This is a genomic window from Segetibacter koreensis DSM 18137, from assembly GCF_000374045.1.
Taxonomy (GTDB): Bacteria; Bacteroidota; Bacteroidia; order Chitinophagales; family Chitinophagaceae; genus Segetibacter; species Segetibacter koreensis.
The window spans coordinates 1-23,664 of record NZ_KB893318.1 but is presented as its reverse complement, the minus strand read 5'-3'; the positions used below and the strand labels follow the sequence as shown (position 1 = coordinate 23,664).

The 23,664-nt window shown below is 37.4% G+C and carries 16 protein-coding genes; 8 read left to right on the top strand and 8 right to left on the bottom strand.

Features of this window, described 5'->3' with window-relative positions; all coding sequences use genetic code 11:
• Positions 1-37: 37 nt before the first annotated feature.
• Positions 38-4,141 carry a hybrid sensor histidine kinase/response regulator gene (locus B154_RS0106260; RefSeq protein ID WP_157580511.1) on the bottom strand — a complete coding sequence of 1,368 codons (4,104 nt, stop codon included), beginning with the start codon at positions 4,139-4,141 and terminating at the stop codon, positions 38-40.
• A gap of 294 nt (positions 4,142-4,435) precedes the next feature.
• Here B154_RS0106260 and B154_RS0106255 point away from each other — a divergent pair, with 294 nt between their 5' ends.
• Complete coding sequence (locus B154_RS0106255) at positions 4,436-5,494, top strand: fatty acid desaturase family protein (protein ID WP_018612631.1); 1,059 nt, start codon at positions 4,436-4,438, stop codon at positions 5,492-5,494.
• Between the two features lie 66 nt (positions 5,495-5,560).
• On the opposite strand, the gene B154_RS27840 is transcribed toward B154_RS0106255, so the two are convergent.
• A complete protein-coding gene (locus tag B154_RS27840) occupies positions 5,561-6,082 on the bottom strand; it encodes a DUF6702 family protein (RefSeq protein WP_018612630.1) in 522 nt (173 codons plus the stop codon).
• 71 nt (positions 6,083-6,153) lie between these two features.
• Between B154_RS27840 and B154_RS0106245 the strand changes: the two genes are divergently transcribed.
• The 4 genes from B154_RS0106245 to B154_RS0106230 all read left to right on the top strand — a co-directional run bounded on the left by B154_RS0106245 (position 6,154) and on the right by B154_RS0106230 (position 12,542).
• Positions 6,154-6,732, top strand: a complete 579-nt coding sequence (locus tag B154_RS0106245; RefSeq protein ID WP_018612629.1) for a HupE/UreJ family protein — start codon at positions 6,154-6,156, stop codon at positions 6,730-6,732.
• Between the two features lie 12 nt (positions 6,733-6,744).
• A complete protein-coding gene (locus B154_RS0106240) occupies positions 6,745-9,120 on the top strand; it encodes a M1 family metallopeptidase (protein WP_018612628.1) in 2,376 nt (791 codons plus the stop codon).
• 229 nt (positions 9,121-9,349) lie between these two features.
• Positions 9,350-9,967: a DUF4142 domain-containing protein gene (locus B154_RS0106235; protein ID WP_026260008.1), complete on the top strand. Its 618-nt coding sequence runs from the start codon at positions 9,350-9,352 to the stop codon at positions 9,965-9,967.
• A gap of 271 nt (positions 9,968-10,238) precedes the next feature.
• The gene (locus B154_RS0106230; protein WP_083934930.1) at positions 10,239-12,542 is read left to right on the top strand and encodes a discoidin domain-containing protein; all 2,304 of its coding nucleotides are present in this window, start codon (positions 10,239-10,241) and stop codon (positions 12,540-12,542) included.
• A 94-nt stretch (positions 12,543-12,636) separates the two neighbouring features.
• On the opposite strand, the gene B154_RS0106225 is transcribed toward B154_RS0106230, so the two are convergent.
• From B154_RS0106225 to B154_RS0106215, 3 genes are all read right to left on the bottom strand, one after another.
• The gene (locus tag B154_RS0106225) at positions 12,637-14,127 is read right to left on the bottom strand and encodes a mandelate racemase/muconate lactonizing enzyme family protein (protein ID WP_018612625.1); all 1,491 of its coding nucleotides are present in this window, start codon (positions 14,125-14,127) and stop codon (positions 12,637-12,639) included.
• Between the two features lie 70 nt (positions 14,128-14,197).
• Complete coding sequence (locus tag B154_RS0106220) at positions 14,198-15,124, bottom strand: RraA family protein (protein ID WP_018612624.1); 927 nt, start codon at positions 15,122-15,124, stop codon at positions 14,198-14,200.
• A gap of 184 nt (positions 15,125-15,308) precedes the next feature.
• Positions 15,309-15,491, bottom strand: a complete 183-nt coding sequence (locus B154_RS0106215) for a hypothetical protein (protein ID WP_018612622.1) — start codon at positions 15,489-15,491, stop codon at positions 15,309-15,311.
• 236 nt (positions 15,492-15,727) lie between these two features.
• On the opposite strand from B154_RS0106215, the gene cfa reads away from it, so the two are divergent.
• Entirely contained in the window at positions 15,728-16,846 is a 1,119-nt protein-coding gene (gene cfa, locus B154_RS0106205) for a cyclopropane fatty acyl phospholipid synthase (RefSeq protein ID WP_018612618.1), read from the top strand.
• A gap of 114 nt (positions 16,847-16,960) precedes the next feature.
• Positions 16,961-17,386 (top strand): DoxX family protein, encoded by a 426-nt coding sequence (locus tag B154_RS0106200; RefSeq protein WP_018612616.1) that lies wholly within the window; start codon positions 16,961-16,963, stop codon positions 17,384-17,386.
• Positions 17,387-17,396: 10 nt separating this feature from the next.
• Here the strand turns inward: B154_RS0106200 and B154_RS0106195 are convergent, their stop codons facing one another.
• The 3 genes from B154_RS0106195 to B154_RS0106185 form a co-directional block, all read right to left on the bottom strand.
• Positions 17,397-18,236: an amidohydrolase family protein gene (locus B154_RS0106195; RefSeq protein ID WP_018612614.1), complete on the bottom strand. Its 840-nt coding sequence runs from the start codon at positions 18,234-18,236 to the stop codon at positions 17,397-17,399.
• Positions 18,237-18,413: 177 nt separating this feature from the next.
• Complete coding sequence (locus B154_RS0106190; RefSeq protein WP_018612613.1) at positions 18,414-19,451, bottom strand: aldo/keto reductase; 1,038 nt, start codon at positions 19,449-19,451, stop codon at positions 18,414-18,416.
• A 104-nt stretch (positions 19,452-19,555) separates the two neighbouring features.
• Positions 19,556-20,902 (bottom strand): vanadium-dependent haloperoxidase, encoded by a 1,347-nt coding sequence (locus B154_RS0106185; RefSeq protein WP_018612611.1) that lies wholly within the window; start codon positions 20,900-20,902, stop codon positions 19,556-19,558.
• A gap of 216 nt (positions 20,903-21,118) precedes the next feature.
• On the opposite strand from B154_RS0106185, the gene B154_RS27835 reads away from it, so the two are divergent.
• On the top strand, positions 21,119-23,664 hold a 2,546-nt coding region (locus B154_RS27835; protein ID WP_051084285.1), incomplete at its 3' end, for a CRTAC1 family protein.

The window sequence follows — 23,664 nt, the reverse complement described above, 5'->3', positions numbered from 1 at the left end:
CAAAGATTGCTATCAACTAGTAATATCCCATAAAAATTTAATTCTCTGCCATTTCTTCTCTTTTTAGAATCTTATTTGCCCATTTTTCCAATAATTGCATAATCGTTTCTAAGGCAAAAGGCTTACTAAGATAATCGTCCATACCGGCCTGCATGCAAAATAGCTTGTCATCCTTCAATCCATTTGCAGTTAATGCTACAATAACCGGCTGCTTCTCTATAGAAGAATTTCTAATTCTTGCGGTTGCTTCAATTCCATCCATTTCAGGCATTTCAATATCCATCAAAATAAGATCGTATTGTTGCCGATCAAGCGCATCAAGTGCTAACAGCCCGTTAGTTACAGTGTCAGGGTTATATCCTAAATTGCTTAATACTGATACAACTACCAGTAGATTGATCGCATTATCTTCTGCAATTAAAATCTTTAATGGATGTTTAAGGCTAAAATTGCCTGTAAGAATTTGAGAGGTTTTCTCTTTTTTAATGATAGGACCATCTTCATCATTAAATGCTTTTGATATAGCATCAATGAGCATTTGATGCTTTACAGGTTTGGTAAGAACTGATGAAAACAAGCCGTCATTGTCTTTTACGCCTTTCTCGCCAATGGTTCGTAATAGAATCAAAGGCAATTTTGAAAATCGTTGTTTAATTTCCAACGCTAATCCTACGCCGTCTTGTACCGGCATTTTAAAGTCTGTTATCACCAGGTCAAAACCTGGTTTCGCATCCAGGTATTCCAATGCCTGCTGAGCTGAAACTGCAAGAGTAGCCGTGAAATTAAATTCTTCTAACAGACCTTTTAATATTTCGAGAGATTGCTCATTATCGTCTACAATAAGTACTTTTTTGCCTGACATATTTAATGATACCCCGGGAGTAATCCTTTCATCAGCACATTTTGCTGTAATGGAAAAGAAAAAAACAGAGCCTCTACCCGGTCTGCTTTCCAGGGAAATAGTACCGTTCATTAATTTAACTAACCGCTTTGAAATGGCAAGGCCAAGTCCTGTTCCTCCATATTTGCGGGTAGTTGAAGAATCTCCCTGTATAAAAGCATCGAACAAGCCAGCCTGGTTATCTTGTTCAATTCCTATTCCCGTATCATGTACTTCAAAAGCGATTTCAATGTCATCTCCCTTTTTACCTGCGAGCCTTACTTTAATAATAATTTCTCCTTCGCTTGTAAACTTTACAGCATTACTTACCAGGTTTATTAACACCTGTTTTAAATGCATACTATCTCCCACGATCCAGCCAGGAACTGTCTTCTCTATTTTATACATCAGATCAATACCTGCCTCTGCAACCTTCCCCGCAAAAATATCCAGTACCTCTTCGATACAAAGATGAAGATCAAAGGCGTTTTGCTCAATCTCCATCTTACCAGACTCGAGTTTAGAAAAATCAAGAATATTATTAATGATGGATAAAAGATTATTACTGCTTCCACGAATTATTTCTGTGTACCGTTGCTGTTCTTCATCCAGTTTTGTTTCAGCCAATAAAGAAGTCATTCCAATCACCCCATTCATAGGCGTTCTTATTTCATGACTCATTGTTGCAAGAAAAACGCTTTTAGCTTTGTTGGCTTCCTCTGCTTCAAAGCGAGCCTTTTGTTCATCTTCGGTTTTTTGCGCAAGCTTTATCGTGCGCTCCTGCACTTGCCGCTCGAGCTCCTTATTTCTCTCCTTTATTAATCGCGTCCTTTGTTTATATATTGCTATAGCAACCGCAAAAATGATTGCCACAGCTAAAAGAATAAACCACCACGTTTTCCAAAAAGGAGGAGTGATCACGATTTTAACGGAAGCTTCTGTTTCCTTCCAAAAGCCCTTATTATTTGCGGCTTTAATCCTCGACGCTTTAACCCTGAAAATATATTCACCCGGATCTATGTTGGTGTAGGTCGCTCTATGCCGGGTACCAATTTGATTCCAGTCTTTGTCAAAGCCTTCCAGCTTGTAAGCGTACTGGTTCTTTTCCGGAGCCGTAAAATCCAACGCAACAAAATCGAACGAGAATACGGAATGTTTATAAGAAAGTTCAATTTCTTTGGCTTGGGAAATATCTTGTTCTAAAATGGTATTTGCATTTCCAAATCGCACAGAAGGATTAAATACTTCCATGTTTGTAATTATTACCGGTGGAACAAAATTGTTGCTTTTTATAGTAATCGGATCAAAAAGGTTAAAACCATTATTGCCGCCAAATAGCATTTTACCATTTTGCAACTTTATGGCAGCCCTTTCTCTAAATTCCCTTCCCTGTAAACCATCGTTTTCAGTAAAATTGCTTACAGTTTTTAATTCAGGGTTAAACTTACAAAGCCCGTTTCCCGTGCTCAGCCATAAGTAACCTTCATTATCTTCCAGAATTCCTGATATAACATCGCTTGGCAGTCCATCTTTTTGAAAATAAGTTTCAAACTTTTTGTTTTTTAAATCAAATAAATTCAATCCCTCGGCTGTGCCTATCCAAATTCTTTTTTTATGATCCTCAAACAAAGTATTTATTCTATTGTTGCTTAAAGAACCGCTTACTTTATCGCTGTGAACCCACGTCGTGTATCTCCCTGTTTTCCTGTCGAGAAGGTGCAAACCTTCCCATGAGCCCAGCAACAAGTTACTGTCTTTGTCTTCATAAATTGCAGTTATCTTATTAGCTAAGCTGCTAGATTTAAAGGAATAATCAATAAACTTATTTGTCTTTTTATCAAAGAGATTAAGACCCGATAAAGTTCCTATCCACAAATTTTCTTTTTTGTCTTCATACAGACTCAACACATCATCTGACAACAGGGACCCTTCCGGATGCCTGGAATTATGACGATAATGAACAAAGGTGTTTTTTACCAAATCATATTTATCAAACCCACCTGACAAGTAACCAATCCAAAGAGTATGTTGACTGCCCTTTAATATATGTGATATAACATTAGAACCAATGCTATTTGGGTTGTGGGCACTTGCCGCGTAGCGGGTAAACTTTTGTGTGGATACATTAAATTTGTTTAATCCCCCGCCGTCGGTTCCAATCCAGATATTATTGTATCCATCATCACAAAAAAAAGTGATATTATTATTGCTAATGCTGTTGTCTGAAAAACCATTTTTCCGGAACCAGGAAAAACTTCTTTCCATGATTAAATCCACTCCTGTCTTATAAACCCCCAGCCACATGTCGTGCTTCTTATCCTCATAAAAACATCTGACCGAATTAAAACTCAGGCTTTCAGGATCTCCATCATTTTTAAAATAATTTAAAAAATTAGTATTTCCTTTTTCCAATATGCTTATTCCGCCGTTTTCTGTGGCTGCCCACAAGCGATTTCTACTGTCCTTAAAAAGACATTGCACATTGTTGTTAATAAGACTATGATTGCTGCTGTTGTGCCGGTATTTAGTAAGGCTTCTGTCTTGCCGGTTATACAAATATAATCCGTCTCCTTTAGTAGCGATCCACATAGAATAAGGATCGTTTTCTACTATATCTGATGCATTTGTTGCTTTTAATCGCAATTCTGACCAGTTAGAATATTTGTTAATATAATACACCCCACCGTGTGTAGCTACCCAAAAAGCACCTTCCTGGTCAATGTAAAAATTCTGAACTTCATCTTTATTATTTACAGAGAAATACAGTGAAAAGCGTTTTGTAAAATTGTTATACTGGTAAACATTGGTTCCACAGCTTACATATAAATTTCTTTGTTTATCTTCTTTAATAGCTGTTATAGGATGTGCGCCTATTTCTGGATAACGAATAAAATTATCTCTTTCTTTTTCGTAACGGCATAAACCACTCAACGTACCTACCCAAAGGTTTTTTTGATTGTCTTCGTATAGCCTACTAATCTCACTACTTATTACACCTGACGATGACTCAGAATTGTGTTTGTAAACTTTGCAGTTGTAGCCATCATATTTATTCAAGCCGTTAGATGTACCGAACCATATAAATCCTTCGTGATCCTGAATGATAGCCTGCACATTGTTATTAGAAAGGCCATTGGTAACATTAAGATGCTTAAAGCGAAGGGTATTATCCTGAGAAAAGGCTTTTGAGGATAAAAAAACAAGTGATAATACAAAAAATGCTATTGCGAGTTTTTTTATTGAAACTTGCCTTTTTTTCATGTTATTGATGCCGAAAAATGTTTTAATTGTCTTGTTTGTATATATAAATAACGTATAACTGTTTGCTTTATTCAATTTAACCCTCGCATATTTTAAATATTTTCTTAAAAACAGTAGAAAGTATCTTTAATGATTTGTTATACAGCAATAAAATTTAAACACCCTTTTCGCTTATGTATATAAAATATGATGTGATAATCCATTTAGTGAAATAACAAAACTTTTCGTTGAAATAGATATTAGGGGAAATAAAAGGGGTACCTTTTCCGTTTTATCATTACTTCAAACACATTAATGCAGCTATTGGATAACATCTTAGAGCCACCTTCTTATGGATGGATGGACAAACAGGGAGACCTAATAAAACCTACGCCAAAACAAATATTAAAAGAGTTTTTTTCAAGAATAAATATTTTTAATACACGTAAAAACTGGTTACCATTCTTCAACTGGTTCACTGTCCTTTGCTTATTCCCATTCCTTTTATTATTTATTTTTAACTACTTCAACTGGTACTTATTTGCTGCTGCCTTTGTATACAGCATGATTATTATGGGCACTCATGGTACTATCTGGCATCACAGGTATTGTACACACGGCGCTTATAAGTTTCGAAATAAGTTCTGGCGCTTCTTCACACAAAATCTTACAATAAAAGCTATACCCGAAGAAATTTATGCATTATCGCATCACGTGCACCATGCAAAGTCGGATCAGCCAGGTGATCCTTATAATGCAAATGCGGGTTTTTTATACTGTTTTCTTGCAGATGTTAACCACCAGCCAATCAATAGGAATCTTTCAGAAATTGAATATGGTAAGGCTGTTAACCTTATGCGGCACACCGGAGTAAAAGCAAACACGTATAGACAATATCAGCAATGGGGATCTATTGCAAGCCCTTTGACAACTTTTCTTGAAACATTTCTTAATTGGGCTTTTTGGTATGCTGTTTTTTACATTATTGGTGGACATGGGTTGGCATGTGCACTTTTTGGAGGTGCATTTGTTTGGGCGGTAGGTGTACGTACTTTCAACTATGAAGGACACGGCAAAGGGGAAGACAAGCGGACGGATGGTGTTGATTACAATCGGGAGGACATGTCGATTAATCAAATATGGCCAGGAATAGTTGCCGGAGAGTGGCATAACAACCATCATTTATATCCTAAAAGTGCCCGCTCAGGTTTTAAACCCCACCAGCTTGATTTTGCCTGGTATTATATAAAATTTATGAGCCTTATTGGCGCAGTTACTTATTATCGTGACTCTAAAAAACAATTTTTAAAAGAGCATCATCATCCTTACTTAAATAGTAAGAAACAAAGTAACACAACCAGAACTAGTGTTTAGAAAGATAAAGCGAATGCGTTGATTTTTTTCCAAAATACTATCAAATTCCAGGTCTGTCTGTCATTATTAGAAAGTAAAAACCGCCTCGTTAGAAGGATAATCGAGCTTGGTACTTTTTCTATTTCCATTTACTATTACATGCATAATATTTATCTGCTCCTGTTTGTAATCCTGTAAAATCGTGTTATTAACTGTAATTTTTCGTATTGCCGGAACATTCATTACCTCATAATAACAGTAAACTGATTCATTATCTTTTTCAAAACCTACAAACTTCAAAGCTGTAGTCCTGGCATCAAGATTTATTGATAAATGCTTTAAAACATAATCATTTATCAATTTATTATTTTGCGCTTGCATCTTGTCATTGCCAAGATCAACAGGAACCTTATAGTTCTGTTTCAAAACATCTTCGATATCTTCTGCAAACATTTTGCAACTTATCTCCAAAGACTTGGTTTTTGAATTAAGCAACATCTCTGTAACACTAACATAAAATGGATGATATGCATAAACTTGTACCGGAGTAAAAAACAAATAAGTAACGAGGAAAATAACCAAAGCGCTTCTGTATAATCTTGCCTTCATTCAAAAAATTATTGTTTGTTTTACAAAAGTCTGTTTTATTTTGAACCCTTGCATTAAAAAGACTTTGATTGATGAATGATATTATATTTTATTTCACTTTAGGATGGGAACATATTATAAGCCTCGATGCACTTGATCACCAGCTTTTTATTCTGGCTTTGATTGTTTTATATACCCTGAAAGAATGGAAACAGGTATTGATACTTGTAACAGCATTCACAATCGGTCATTCCATCACACTGGCATTAAGCACCCTGCATGTGTTAACAGTTCCATCCCGTTTAGTTGAATTTTTAATACCTTGCACCATCTTAATCACTGCTGCTGCAAATATCATTAAACCCGCACACGGCCACAGAAAAGTTGAGTCAAATTATTTTCTCGCCATGTTTTTCGGTTTTATTCACGGCCTTGGTTTTGCGAACGCTTTACAGTTTATGCTCGCGAGAGATCAAAGTCTTGGCTTGTCATTGCTTTCATTTAACCTGGGTTTAGAGGCAGGTCAAATAATGGTAGTTGTAATTCTTCTTTTGCTTGCACATATATTTATCTATTTCCTTAAAATCAACAGGAAATATTGGATCATAACAATATCTGCACTGGTTTTAGTTGTATCAATAAAAATGGCCATAGAAAGGTTTCCATCATAAAACAAACAATACATGAATAGAATTTTCTTTTTTCTTGTTTCATTTGTGTCTTTTTACACTGTTAATGCACAAAACATTCAAAACAACCCGGGGTCGAATCATGCCAATAAGTTTGAGCAGTTAGGAACAATCCTGCCAACACCAAACGAGTATCGAACAGCCAGTGGTGCACCGGGAAACAAGTACTGGCAACAGCGGTGTGACTACGACATTAAGGCGAATCTTGATGAAAAAAATCAAAAATTAACCGGCAATGAAAAAGTTACTTATTTCAACAATTCGCCGGATCCGCTGTCTTACATTTGGCTGCAGTTAGATGAAAACCAACATAATTCTATTAAGAATGCCGGCTATCAAAGCAGCAACACCATTCCTTCGCAGGTAACTACTCAATCTTTGCTACCACTCGAAAATCCGAAAGAAGACAACGGATTTGGAGTAAACATTGTAAAAATAACTGATGGGGCAGGAAAGTCATTACGGTATACCATCAATAAAACAATGATGCGTGTTGATCTAGCCACACCTCTAAAACCCGGTCAGAAATTCACTTTTATAGTCGATTGGAATTATAACATCAGCGACCGAATGGTACAAGGAGGACGCGGTGGCTATGAATATTTTCCTGATACCAAAGACTATTTGTTTACTATGACTCAATGGTATCCCCGCCTTTGCGTATATAGCGATTTCCAGGGATGGCAAAATCACCAGTTTGCAGGACGCGGAGAGTTTGCACTGACATTTGGTAACTTTAAAGTACAGATGAAGGTGCCGGCAGATCATGTTGTGGGAGCAACCGGAGAATGCCAGAATTATTCCAAAGTATTAACTCCATCACAATTGGCAAGGTGGCAAAAAGCGCAAACAGCAAAGGAGCCTGTAGAAATAGTAACCCTGGCAGAAGCTAAAGACAGGGAAATAAACAAGACATCGGCTACTAAAACGTGGATATTTAAGGCTAATAATGTACGTGATTTTGGATGGACCTCATCACGCAAATTTGTTTGGGACGGAATGGCAATAAATGTTGAAGGAAAAAAAATCATATGCATGAGTTATTATGGCAAGGAAGCATATGGCTTATACCGTAAATATTCAACCAAAGTAGTTGCTCATACGGTTAAAACATACTCGCATTTCAGCATCCCCTACCCTTACCCTGTTGCTCAAAGTGTAGAAGCAAGCAATGGCATGGAATATCCTATGATCTGCTTCAACTATGGAAGAACAGATAAGGATGGTTTTTATAGTGAGCAAACTAAAAATGGTATGATCGGGGTAATTATTCATGAAGTTGGCCATAACTTTTTTCCAATGATAGTCAACAGCGATGAGCGCCAGTGGACATGGATGGACGAAGGCCTGAACACTTTTGTTGAATATCTTACCGAAGAAATGTTTGATAATAAATTTCCTACCCGCCGAGGACCAGCCTGGACAATCGTGGACTACATGAAACTACCTAAAGATCAGCTGGAGCCAATTATGACAAATTCGGAAAACATTGTTGGTTTTGGCCCAAATGCTTACGCAAAACCTGCTACCGGGCTGAACATTTTACGCGAAACCATAATGGGTAGAAAATTATTTGACTATGCCTTTCAGCAATATGCTCGTCGATGGGCTTTCAAACATCCTACTCCTGCCGACTTTTTCCGTACTATGGAAGATGCCAGTGGTGAAGACCTTGACTGGTTTTGGAGAGGCTGGTTTTACAGCACCGATGTTACCGATATTTCACTTGACTCTGTTAAGTATATGACACCTGACCTAAATGCCGATCTTCCACTCGCTGATTACACACAGAACGTTTCTTTAGCAAAACCTATTAAACCAGAATATGATGATATTTCCAAAATAAGAAACCGGGAAGACAGCAGCATTAAATTCTATACAGATGTTGATACTACACTCAGAGATTTTTACTGGAGATACGGACGTGGCATTCAAGGCTACGATAGTGCTAAATATGCCATTAAAGTGCCGGGAAGTTTCGAACCGCTTGATGAAGCATCTAAAGCAAAATACCGCAACAAGTATTTTTACCAGCTCACATTTACCAACAAAGGCGGCCTTGTAATGCCTATAATTGTAGAATGGACATATAAAGATGGTTCAAAAGAAATAGACCGTATACCCGCGCAGGTATGGAGACTTAACGAAAAAAGTGTTGTAAAGAGCTTTATGAAAGATAAAGAAGTAGAAGCTATTCGTCTCGATCCTATGCGTGAAACTGCCGATATAGATGAAAGAAATAACAACTGGGGTGCTGTAACAGAAAGCCCCTCCCGGTTTGCACTTTTTAAAGCCAAACAGGCAGAAGGCCGGGGACAATCTGCAGGATTAACACCAATGCAAAAAGCACAGGAAAGAAGCATGAAATAAAATAATAAAATTTAACATATAAAAAGCTTCTTAACTAAGTGTTAAGAAGCTTTTTCTTTTAATAACACTTTTAAATAAATCGTTTATAAATTATTGATTATTATAATCCTACATTTTTTTTACAGTTAGTTTAAAACCTTGTAGAAATAATTTTATGCTGTAGCTATTTTGGAATTACATTTTAGTGGCACACTTTTTTTGACTTTTCAAGTAACCAAAAACAATAAAAATGAAAAAAATAATGATTCCTGTTTGTTTTGCATCATTCCTGGCGTTTGGTACAGCCTGTAACAGCAATAAGGGGGGCGAAAACACTACTGATAGTACAACAACAACCAGTACAACTGGCAGCACAACAATGACTGATACAGGTACAAACACTACTGCAAACGCTGCTACTGCCGATACGAGCATGGCTAATGACAGTAAATTTGTATTAGACGCAGCCAGCGGAGGTTTAATGGAAGTAGAGCTTGGCAAAATTGCAGCAACTAATGCGGCATCTGCAAAAGTAAAAGAGTTTGGAAGAATGATGGTAACCGATCACTCTAAAGCAAACACTCAGTTAAAAGCTGTTGCTGCCAAGAAAAATATCACTATTCCTGCAACTCCTGCTGAAGAGCAGCAAAAACATATAGACGACCTGAAGACAAAAAAAGGTGCTGATTTTGATAAAGCATATGTCGATATGATGGTTGACGATCATAAAGAAGACATCAGCAAATTTGAAGATGAGTCAAAAAATGGAAAAGACGCAGATGTTAAAGCTTTTGCTTCAAAAACACTTCCTGTTCTTAATAAACACCTCTCAAGTATACAAAGTATACAACAGGGAATGAAGAAATAATAAAAGAAATAATCTTTTATTTAATTCTTTTTAAATTAAAGTGCGGTAGTCTTACAAGTGAGACTACCGCACTTTTTTTATATAGCCTACTCGTTTTTTTTATTGATGTTTCTATTGCTTTAGCAGAAGTTGTTTTTGCTAGCTGATAAATGTTGTCGTATTCTCACTCCTTGCACATTTACTTATGTAAACGTCGTTTACAAAGGCAAAACAATAACCAAAAGAATTCTTTCGTTACTATAGCTGTTTATCAGTTAATAATCCAATTAGTATGAAAAATTCCGTAATGCATCTGTTACCCGGACAGGATGTAAAAGGTTTCTTCAACCAGGCGAAAGGCAAAAAAAAGAATGGACTGTTAAGGCACAAAATCAATTTCTCGTCTGATAAAATATTAATAAATAATAATAAAAAGGGCTATTTTTTCCTCTTATCCTTACTGGTGACAATAACTGTTTTTTCACAGAATAAAACCTATTATATTAGTTCAACCGGCAATGATTATAACAACGGATTATCTGTTTCATCTCCCTGGAAAACAGTTTCAAAAGTTTCCTCTTATAATTTTAAACCTGGCGATAAAGTATTTTTTAATGGAGGCCAAAGTTTTACAGGCAACTTAAAATTTCAAAGTGGCGACGGTCCTCTGACTGTTGCTAGTTATGGCGCGGGAAAAGCTATTATACATGCAAATACCGGAAATGGAATTTATGCTTACAATACAGCAGGTATTGAAATTCACAATTTGATCGTAGAGGGAAATGGAGTAGTAAATGACACCAGCAGCGGGATTTCTTTTTATATGAACCAGTCTGCTGATCTAAATAATATTGTAATTGACAGTTGCGAGATGTATGGATTTGGAGGATTTGGAATTAAATTGGGAGCATGGTCAACCAGCAACGGTTACAACAATGTAAGGATAACAAATAGTAGCACTCATGATAATGGACAGGCAGGAATTTTCACTTATGGGTATGGGGACATGTATAACCATACCAACTTTTATTTCGCATATAATAAAACATATAATAATCGAGGCAGAACAGACATAACTTATACCCATACAGGAAATGGGATGGTATTATCAGGGGTTGATGGATTTACTATAGAGCATTGCGAGGCTTATGGCAATGGAATGAATAACAGGAATAAGGGGGGCGGCCCGGTAGGCATCTGGTGCTATAATGCGAAAAATGGAATAATTCAATATTCTGAAAGTCATCATAACAAAGCAGGTTTACAGGCAGACGGTGGAGGTTTTGATATTGACGGAGGTTCTCAAAACTGCGTAGTCCAATATAATTACAGTCATGATAATGAAGGTCCCGGTTATGCCTTTTTTGAATATGGCTCTTCCAATCAGTTCCTTAATGATACTATTCGTTATAACATCAGTGAAAACGATGGTTTAAAAAATGGTTATGGAGGCCTGGCATTTTGGGCTAATGACTCTAAAAATAAGATCAGCAAATCAGTGGTCTATAACAACGTATTTTATGCGGGCAATTCCTTAATGGGTTCAGCCATAGATATTATGAATACGAATATCAGTGATGTAAAGGTTTTTAATAATATTTTTTATTGTATTAACGTACCAATGTTAAAAGGAAATCCGGAAACAATAACATGGCAAAACAATGACTATTACTCTACGGGTACAACTAATTTTACGACTGGAGGAACAACTGCTGATCCAGGATTTATAAGTCCTGGTAGTGGTATAAAAGGATATAAATTGTCTCCCAATTCCCCTATGATAGATGCAGGTTTACCTCATAATACTGTGAAGGATTTTTATAGCAATTCTGTATCTCGGGGAGTATCTGCCGATATTGGCATCTACGAATCTCCAGAACCCAATATTGCCTCAGTTATTGCAAGTGATGATGATGGCAACGTTCCTATTAATACCATTGATGCAGATGTAAATACAAGATGGTCAGCATTCGGAAATAATCAATGGATTAAATATAATCTTGATACAACAACTTTTATTGATACTATAGAAATTGCATGGTACAGAGGAAATGAAAGAAAAGCTTCATTTGATATTCAAACATCTATTAATAATAATGATTGGATAACTGTTTTTAGCGGGACAAGCAGCGGCCAGACAACAAAAACGGAGAATTATGGAATACCACCTCAATACGCTAAATACATAAGGATTGTCGGTCATGGCAATACTCAAAATGCCTGGAACGCTATTACAGAAGTAGAAATTCAAAAAAGTTTTGAAAGTTCTCCATCTGAAACATTACAAGCTGCACGAGCTGTAAATTCATTAAAGCCATCCGGCCTTCGTCTTTTACCTGGATTAACAGAAACAAACAATAATTTTAATATTGACATTTATCCTAATCCTGCTATTGAATCTTTTAGTATAAAGACTGACAGGAACTGGATAGGGGCAGCATTATTAATTACCGACATCTCAGGAAAAGTTGTTCAAAAAAGAGCAGTAGAAAAACCAGCAACGCTAATAAATCTTGCGGGAAATGCAAAGGGAATATATCTATTACAAGTTTCGAAAAATGGTAAGATAGCAAATAGAAAAATAATTTTACAATAGTTATAAGACACCTTAAGTTTCATTAATCATAAAAAAAGTTGTTGTCCGCAATTAGACAACAACTTTTTTATTGTACATCTTATTTTAAGCAAGATTAACTGAAAATCCTGTCATGTGAGCGCAGCTCGTTCCATTGAGGAGTTGGCGCAAAGTAACTTTTGTCGGTAGCATGAAGATGTTGCTTAACCACATCTTCATTCAGCTCAATTCCTAACCCCGGAGCAGCAAGTGGAAGATTAGCAAAACCTTTTGTAATCAATTTTCTTCCATCTGTTGTTTTCACTAAACTTTCCCACCATGGCAAATCTATTGAGTGATGTTCCAATGCTAAAAAGTTTTGAGTTGCTGCAGCACAATGTACATTGGCCATAAACGAAATAGGCGTGCCAGCCTGGTGCATTGCCATCGCTATGCCATGTTCTTCTGCATAATCTCCAATTCGTTTGGTCTCTAATAATCCGCCCGAGGTAGCTAAGTCAGGGTGAATGATATCAACCGCCCGATTATCTATAAGGGGCTTAAATCCAGAAAGCAGGTAAACATCTTCGCCGGTAAGTGTAGGTGTTTCCAGTGCATCTGATATTGTTTTCCATTGTTCGGTATAATCCCATGGAACAATATCTTCCATCCAGGCCAGTCTGTATTGCTCCAGTTTCTTACCCAATCGTATGCCATTGTTTAAATCAAAGTGACCATAATGATCTGTTGAAAGTGGAATATCATAACCCAGTATGCTCCGTACATTTTCTACCAGTTTTGCCAATCCATCCAAACCCTTATCTGTAATTTGGATTTGTGTAAAGGGGTGCCTGGTATTGCCATAAGACATATAGTTGTTACTACTCCCCCATTGCTGAAGGTCACCTTTTTCGTTTTGCCAGAACTTTGAGTTAACAACTCCACCGGGAATATCTTTAAGTTCTCCAATCCCCAGATCCATCTTCAGCCAGGTATATCCCTGGTCATTAATGCGGTAGTTCATCAGTTTTTTCTGTTCTTCAGGAGAACCCGCTTCCGGAGTATCTGCATATAACCTTATTTTATCGCGGTATCTTCCGCCAAGCAACTGCCAGGCAGGTACGTTATATGCTTTACCGCACAGATCCCAAAGTGCCATTTCTACCCCGCAGACTCCCCCAGCCTGTCGCGACGGGCCTCCAAATTGTTTTATGATCTTAAATATCATTTCAACATTACAGGGATTTAGACCAAGAATGCGGCTTTTTAACATCAGTGCATACCTTTCATCGGCTCCGTCCCTTACTTCTCCCAAACCGTAAATACCCTGGTTGGTATCAATACGTATCATGGCTGTACGTCCGAGAACCGTAGTTACGGCATAACGCATGTCTGTAATTTTTAAATCTGATGGAGATGAAAACCTGTTTACACCTCCTGTGGTCTGCGCAACAATATCTTCTATTGGCGTAAATAAGGACGCACTGCCTAACGCTAAACCGCCTAAAGTGGATTTCTTTAAAAAGGATCGCCGTGGGTTTTCCTTTTCAACATGTTTATCAGAGACTGCATTTACTTCAGGCTCTTTAAGACCAAGTTTTGCTAAAAATTTCTCAGATGGAGTCATTGTTTTTGTAGTATTAAAAGGTAAATTATTGTGTTAATATTTTTTTACTTTTTATTTGAATAATACGCTATTACCAGGTTCTGCTTTTCATATACTGATCCAATTCAGAACGTGACATAGGAAGCTTTCCGGGATTCTCATCCAGCCAGTGAAGGAAGTCCTTTTTGATTTGGTCCGTCCATTCGGTGTCTATCTGACCCGGAGTATATTTACCTTCGCGAAGACGCTGGTGACCAAAATCGTCACGCAATTGTATAAATTCAGAACTTAATACCAGATCTTCTAAAAGAAATGCAGGTATAAAAATAGTTCCTGCTTTTTTAGCAAGAATTACATCTCCCGGCAACACTGACGCTCGACCAATACGAATTGGTACATTGATACCTCCTAACATCATTTGCTGTATGTAAGACGGATCCTGTCCTTTAATCCATGCATTAAATCCTTTGATTTCACTAAGACCTTCCATGTCTCTTACAGAACCGTAAAAGATAAGTCCTCGTTTTGATTTTGCGTATATAGCATTACCCAGGTTATCACCGATCAAAGTGCCGTCAATAATTTTTCCATAACTGTCTGCGACATATACGTCTCCGTTTTTCAAAACATCGATCGGCCATGAATTAGTTGCTCCGATTCGTTTTTCAATTCTCCCCTTGTCTTTAATCACTTTCTCCATGTCGGGTCTAAGCGGCATATACTGTGCTGTAACCGCCCTTCCTGTCATCACGCTGTCAGGATTTAGAATAGTCCAATCACCTTCAAATTGATTTTGGTATCCTTTATTTCTTAAAAATCCCCACGCTTCTTCTATTGATACACTCTTGAGCCTTTCTAAAAGAACATCTGACACGCGAGGTCTTCCATCAGCAAAACGTTCTCCTTTCCAATCAGGAGTCAATGCTTTTACCTGTTCAGCAGTAAGGGTAACATTTTGTGCCCGCACTAAAAACCCTGAAAAAACAAATATTGAAATCCATAGCATCCTTTTGTTCATAGTAATATTGGTGTGTTTATTTATCTGAAAAGAATTGATTGATTACTAACAATGATTAATTATACCGGTTTTTGTTTTTGTCACTTATCCCAAAAAATACGCGTTGCTAAATTATCTGCACCCATTCTTGCTACGGCTTCATTGTAATTTGTTGAATTAACCGATTACTCTCTTACAGGGTATACTAACTTATGAATAAAATCTCCTTTAACCGAAGCATCGGCCCCGGGATAAGGATTTGGTTGCAAAGCAGGAAAACCGCTGCGCCTAAAAGGCAGGTAAAAGCAGTGTAATTTCCATTTACAATTTCTGTAAGCAGCTCTTTTTCATCGGTCTGCTCATTGACGAAAACCTTCTTAGCAAGCATCGATCGTTCTTTGGATAAAAATAATAGTTTTATTCTATTTGTGGTCCGTAAGTTTTAAACTATCAATGTTTATCTGTAAGCACCGATTATTAATGATCCATTATTTTTTCTGTTGGTATTTGAATTCCCTGTATAAAATATTATATTGTCTAATATTTTAAGATTTAAAAGGTTAGAATAAATAAGCACCTTTTTTCTTAAACTTTCACTTTCTAATACAACTAAGTATCCATGCAATGAACTTTAAATACAAACAAATAGTTGAAGATATTTTAGCGCTCGCCGGAGTAGCAATAAACGGAAACAAGCCTTGGGATATCCAGGTTAGTAACGATGCATTTTACAAAAGAGTGATCACAGATGGGGAATTGGGAATGGGAGAAACCTACATGGCCGGATGGTGGAATGCAGAAAGAGTCGATGAACTCATTTGTAAAATTTTACAGGCTGCTCTAGATAAAAAAGTAAAACTTACTTTTTCTGTTAAGCATAGTTTACCTGCCATTCAATTATTTAACCTGCAATCAAAAAGGCGAGCTTTTATTGTAGGCGAAAAACATTATGACCTGGGAAATTTGTTGTTTGAAAACATGCTCGATAAGCGGATGAATTACAGTTGCGGGTATTGGAAGAATGCGACAACCTTAGATGAAGCACAGGAAAATAAACTCGATTTAATCTGCCGTAAATTATATCTGTCTGAGGGTATGAGGGTGCTTGACATTGGTTGCGGCTGGGGTGCATTTGGCAAATTTGCAGCGGAGAAATATAACGTAGAGGTTGTAGGACTAACAGTTTCAAAAGAACAGGTACAATTGGGTGAAAAATTATGCGGCGGTCTGCCAGTTAAATTCAGGCTGATGGATTACAGGGATGTAAATGAAAAATTTGACAGAATAGTGAGTGTAGGAATGATGGAACACGTTGGTTACAAAAACTATAAAACCTTTTTTAAAACCGCTAACAAATGTTTGAGTGAAAAAGGGCTGTTCCTTCTGCATACCATTGGCAGCTTCACTTCAGTCAAGTCTTTAGACGCGTGGACAAATAAATATATTTTTCCAAACGCTATGCTGCCGTCACTATCGCAACTTGCATCTGCCTCAGAAGGTCTTTTTGTTGTTGAAGACCTGCACAATTTTGGGAAATACTACGATGATACGCTGATGGCCTGGTATGACAACTTTAAAAAGAACTGGATAAAAATTAAAAAAGACTATAACGACTGGTTTTTCAGGATGTGGGAATATTACCTCCTGTGCTGTGCGGGGTCTTTTCGTGCAAGAAAAAACCAACTTTACCAAATTGTATTATCTAAAAACGGCCTGCCAGGTGGATATGAATCTGTCCGTTAAGACTTACGATTAAAACTTTTATAAACCGTTACAATAAACCTTAAAACATAATTTTTTAATCTGTTGTTGATAGAAAATGAAAAGTTTTTGCAGTAATAGCCAATCGTATTAATCATGGTAAGAATAATAAAAACTTCTAACATTCCTGCATTACTTTGTCGGTTAGCTGTAGGGTTGATATTTCTTTCAGAAGGGATACAAAAGTATCTGTTTCCGGATTCTGCAGGAACGGGGCGTTTTGCAAAAATAGGTTTTAGCGATCCTTCTTTTTGGGCTTATTTCACCGGCACGTTTGAAATTATCTGCGGTATTTTTATCGTAATAGGATTATTTACCCGCCTGGCTGCTATTCCACTTTTAATCATTATGATAGTAGCATTCATCACTACAAAATATCCTATACTTATTGATAAAGGTTTTTGGGTTATGGCTCATGAGTACAGAACAGATTTTGCAATGACTCTACTGCTGATTTACCTGCTACTGTATGGCGGTGGAAATTATTCAATCGATAAAAAACTCACCGATTTTAAAAAGTAGCGTAACACCGTCAGGAATCATTGATTAAGCTATAAAAATAAATTGCATTTTCACCAAAAATCAATGATTTTTCATTTTCGCTGAATGAAGAAAAATAGTCTTCCACTACTTCCCTCATTTTTTCATATGAAGCCGCCACAAGACAAACAGGCCAATCAGAACCATACATAATTCTGTTAGGACCAAATGCTTCAGTTACCACATCAAGATACGGAGTGAAATCTTCTTTTTTCCATAATTTCCAATCTGCTTCTGTCATCATGCCCGATACTTTGCAAAAAACATTTTCACACGAGGCTATGGCAGAAATATCCTTTTTCCAGTCATCTATTTTTTTGGCTTTGATGTACGGCTTAGCGATATGATCAATTACAAAAGGCTGATCAGGAAAAGCCTTTACAAACTGGTATGAGTGCTGTAACTGGTCAGGAAAAATAAGAATATCGTAAGTAAAATTGTATTTGTGTAATAAGCCAACGCCGTGCATGAATGAAGGACGTAACATAAAATCGCGCTGAGGTTCACCCTGCAATACATGCCTGAAACCCTTCATCTTTTCAAACCCTTTGTAATAAGCTAACCGTTCTTCTATATTCTTTGCCTGCAAATCCACCCACCCCACAACGCCCTTTATAAAATTGTATTTTTCAGCATTAGAAAGTTGAAAACTGTTTTCTTCCTCTGATTGATCTGATTGTACAGTTACACATCCGTCTATTTTATTTTTTACCAGTACAGGATACAAGTCTTCGGGCAGAAAGTCTTTTTGAATAACTGACATCTCATCATTTATCCAACTGTCCCTTACTTTATCAAATTTCCAAAAATGCTGATGAGCGTCTATTTTCATTTTGTTTTTTTTTGTAATCAACACTTGATTTTCATAGCATCTCCGTTGCGTCGCACACTTGTACTGCACACCTTACTCGTCAGTTTTGCTTAAAAGATCTTTAGACAATAAGAATTGCGAAAAAGTATTTCATCCTGCCTCTTTACTTTTTGCGGTAAAAAACGTAATAGCTTATACTTATACGAATTTGCAATCTTCACTTATAAGCCCTTTTGTTTTCATAGCCCGCCAAAAATCGACTGGCACTTTTGCATACGCCATTTCTACATTTTCCTTTACCCTGAGAGGATTAGTTGTACTTAATGCAATACTAACTACACCCGGAGCCCTTAGAGCAAATTGCACACATGCTTCAGCTGGTTTTATATTATACGCTTTACATACTGCAAAAAAATCTTCTCTCCATTTAAAAAGCGCCTTATTTTCTTCGGAATCAGCTTTTACCAACTTATAATCATAATAATCGCCGCCGATTAAAAAACCTGAATGAAAAACAGCGGAATTAATAATAGCAACACCTTTATCCTTTAACGATTGCATAAAGTCGAGCAGTCGTTTAGGATGGCTTTTAATGGTCATGCTGTTTGCAATCATCACCCAATCCAAATCAATATCTTTTGATATTTTCTCAATTGCTTTCCAGTTTTTTGCGCCCACTCCTATAGCCTGCACTTTACCCTGTTTTTTTAGATATGAAAGAGCCCTGTAGGCATTCAAAATATCCTTATACAATTCTTTTTCTTCATCTTCATCTTTTGCCAGAGCGAGATATTCGTCAGGATCATGCACAGAAACCAGTTGTGGAATATATCCGTTCAGCAACTCGTTACCCTGATCAAAACATTCTAACATGCCTTCATAACTAATTCTTTGAACAGCATCATATTTTAAGTCTTTCCATGCACCCGGCTCAAAGGTTGGTTCCGGTGTTTTTAACTCCGATCTTACCCAGGCCAGTTTATTGCTAATGAGTACATCTTCCTGTTTTATACCTAATTTTCTTAAACATTTACCCAGCGCCTCAAGTGCAAGACCGGCTCCGTATTTTCCTGCAGAATCAAACACTACAGGTAATTTTGAGTATTTTATAAATTCTTCAACTATGCGGCATTTAACATCGTCGTCTAAAGCGACAAATAAATTACCTAATCCACTTGTTCCCAAAATAACCGGTGGAAATTGTAAGTCTGTAAATCGAGTGGTAGCAGATGGCATTTAAAAATTCTAAAAGTGAAAAAATGAAATTACAAATGCCCGAAGGAAAAATCAAATTTTCAGAAAGTATTTAAACAAGCTTCAAAGGAGGTAAAAAAGACTTATCATTTCATACGTGCAAAATCTTCTTTTCTTGTTCTTAATTTCATTGCAATAAAATTCCCTATGCTAATTCCTTCTTTCATACCGTTTCTTATAGAAGGCATATAATGAATGCCACCATAAAAACGACTGATAGCGGCTTCCTCTGCAGCTAGCTTAAATGACTTGAAATGCCGAACAGGAATGTCAAATTCAACCTCAGTAGAGTCTGCAAAAGAAAAGTTATCTCCAAACAATTTGGTAAGCATTATAGCAGAAGCCATAGATACAACGCTATGCCCGCTCGTATATTCGGGAAAAGGCGGCGTTTGAAGCAACGGAACCCATTGAGGGTCGATATATTGATTAATAAAAGTTTCGGGCCTGATAACATTACTTCTGTATTTTTCGTCCCAGCAACTAATAAAGCAATCAGCCAAAGTAACGGAGACACAGGCGTAAGCCTCAGCAGAACGAACAAGATCAGCATTTGCTTTTTTACAGGCAAGACGTGTTATATTTATCCAGTGACCACCCGGAGAGATTTTTTTTGTGGCATACATCACATGCCCGTTGATATTCATTTTAAAAGGATTGCAATCCCAAAAGTTTGAGACTTCAATTTGTTCAGGGGTTAGATGTAAACCTGCATCGCGTACTTCTGACGCTTCTTTAAAAAACCTGCTATTTTTATTTGTTGAAAAAGCTGTGGGAGGCAGAGGTTTAAACTGTTGCGCTGACTGAATCAAAAAAGGTCTTAATCTATTCCAGTTTGGTTCAATAGCCTTCATATAAGCGGGAGGAGTAGGTTTCCATGCGGATATGTCACTACTAACGGAGTACCGGGGAAGTGACTTAACCTGTTTGTAATTATCTTTTGACGCCCATTCTAAGATATGGTCCGCAACCTGTTTTCCCAATAATACCGAATTATTAAAAACATCGTCCGGCATGCCGGTTTCTTTAAACTCCTGCAGAATGTTCTTATGATATTCTTCCACCTTTTCTTCCGAAATAACCAAAGTCTTTCCAACGGTCAGAATAGCATGGGCAGCGGCTAAAGCATAACTATATTCTTTCCCTGATGCGGGCCGGGTCAACGGCATAAGACCGTGTAGCTGAGAGGCAAGTGAGATATACTTTGGATCACCGAGCCTCGCGGCTTCGTACCCGGCAACGGTTATATAAGCATAAATACGGCTTGCTACAGGTGGAGAAAAAATATCGTGTACAATAACATCAGTAACTTCTTTTATGGAGCGGTGAATGTAATCAGCGTTTTCTGAACTGCTTTTCCAGTTTGAACGCGCTTGAGATTGAAAGCAAACCAGGAGCAGAACTGATACTGATAAAACAAATAAACCCTTCATATTCTTTATAACTGATTTATACTTATCGCTTGATTAATACTTATTTTAAAAATCATCGTATCATTTATTCAATGTTAAAATAACAGGGTTACGATGGCAGAAAAAACTTTTTTAGTAATCTTTAACAAAATTCGTCTTTATTTGATATATGTGCAGCTAACCGACTTGACAAGTTAATTATAATTTTAGCTGCTTAATTTACTTTACGGCGAGACAATGTTACAATATTCAAAATCACTTATTCCTTTTTTATCGTTGCTTTTGTTGGTTTTGCTGGTTAGCTGGAACAAAAGGAATCCTTTTGCAGATAAAGGAAATTTTCAGCATTCCTCAAAAGCTGACACTACCCTATTTAGGTTACTTCCATCTTCACAAACCGGTGTTAGTTTTACAAATACGATTTATGAAAATGATGCATTAAATATTTTAAACGAAACCTATATCTACAACGGTGGTGGCGTAGGTATAGGAGATTTTAATAATGATGGATTAGAAGACATTTACTTTTCGGGAAACATGGTTTCCAATAAATTGTATTTGAATAAAGGATCGCTAAAGTTCGAGGACATAACAGACTCTGCAGGTGTGGGAAGTGAAGGAAAATGGTGCAGCGGGGTATCGGTAGCAGACATAAACGGAGATGGGTGGTTGGATATATATGTAAGCTCAACATTTCTGAAAGATGCTACTCTGCGAAAAAATCTGTTATTCATAAACCAGGGTCTTAACAAAAAAGGTATTCCTACCTTTAAAGAATCAGCCAAAGCTTATGGAATAGACGACGATGGTTACAGCACCCAGGGAGTTTTTTTTGATTATGACAACGATGGCGACCTGGACTTATATATCGTAACCAACGTGATGGATAGAGGTACTCCTGTTGCATACAGACCAAAAATAACTGACGGTTCGGCAAGGAACACAGACAGACTTTATAGAAATAACGGAAATGGAACATTTACCAATGTATCCCGACAGGCAGGAATTTCAATAGAAGGTTGGGGTCACTCGGCATCTATAACAGATTTCAACCTTGATGGATACCCTGATATTTATGTCAGTAACGACTTTGTTGCTAACGACATTTTGTACATAAATAATAAAGACGGAACTTTTACAGATCGCATTACTGACTACTTCAAGCATACGGGTTGGTCCACAATGGGTACAGATGTTGCCGATATAAATAACGATGGTCTTGAAGATTTAATCTCTCTTGAGATGCTGCCCGAAAGTAACCTCCGTAAGAAGAGAATGCTAATGGGTGATAATTACATTACTTATATTAATAATAAAAAGTTTAACTACCAGCATCAGTATATTAGAAATGTGCTTCAGCTAAACTGTGGCATGACACCTGAAGGTCATCCTGTTTTTAGTGATGTTGCCTTTATGGCCGATATTTATCAGACTGACTGGAGTTGGGATCCCCTTGTTGCAGATTTTGATAATGACGGTTATCGCGACATGATTATTACCAACGGTTACCCGAGGGATGTGACCGATTTGGATTATATTTCTTATGATAACGGCCAGGGTGGTAGTACTGTTAATTCGACACAATCAAAAGTCAATCAACTTCCTGTTGTTAAAATATCGAATTATGCTTTTAAAAACACCGGTGGCTTTANGTTNGCCAACGCCACTAAAGCATGGGGATTGTATAAACCTTCTTTCTCNAANGGTGGTGCTTATGCTGACCTTGACAATGATGGCGACCTTGACCTGGTNATTAACAACATNAATGACCCGTCTTTTATTTATGAGAATACCCTTAACTCTGCTAGTCAGAAAGGTAAAGAACATAGCCTTACTGTAACACTTGCCGGAAAAGGAATGAACATAGGCGGCACAGGTGCTTCCGTTCGNATTTATTATAACGGAAAGCAACAGTTATNCGAGCAACAGCCTTGCCGTGGTTATCTCTCAACGGTTGATGCACGAGCTCATTTTGGNCTTGGTGCTNACACAAATATTGATTCNCTTCGTGTTCGNTGGCCNGATGGTAAAAGTCAANTNCTTACAAACATTAAAGCCGATAAACCTCTGACCCTTTCNTATAAAGATGCTTCAGAAGTTTCACCCGCCTCTGCTGAACCTGCCCAAACTCCTCTTTTTACATCGGCTGCTGCCGGGTATGGAATACAGTTTAAGCATGAGCAAAAAGATGTGGTTGATTTTAATATTCAGCCCACCATCCCTCATAAATTCAGCCAGTATGGTCCCGGTATCGCTGTTGGTGATATAGATAATAATGGTTTTGATGACTTTTATATCAGCGGTTCACCAGGCAAACCAGGTGTGTTTTTTATGCAGGATGCAAAGGGTCATTTCTCTGAAGATACCAAACGCTTTATTCAGAANGATATTCCTCAGTCCCAGGAGTTAGGAGTGCTTCTNTTTGATGCCGATAATGATAAGGACCTTGACCTGTATGTCGTCACNGGAAGTTACGAACTTCCTGCTACTCATCCGGCCAGCCAGGACAGGTTATATCTTAATAATGGAAAGGGAAAGTTTATAAAAAGTACCACGGCTCTCCCTAAAATGCTTTCTAATGGTTCCTGTGTGCGTGCTGCAGACATTGATGGGGATGGCGACCTCGATTTGTTTGTAGGCGGACGGGTAGTATCAGNGGCTTATCCTTTAGCACCCAAAAGTTATATATTAAAAAACCAGGCAGGAAAGTTTACTGATGTTACCTCTCAATATTGCCCCGCTTTGCAAAACATCGGAATGGTTACCGACGCTCTCTGGTCAGA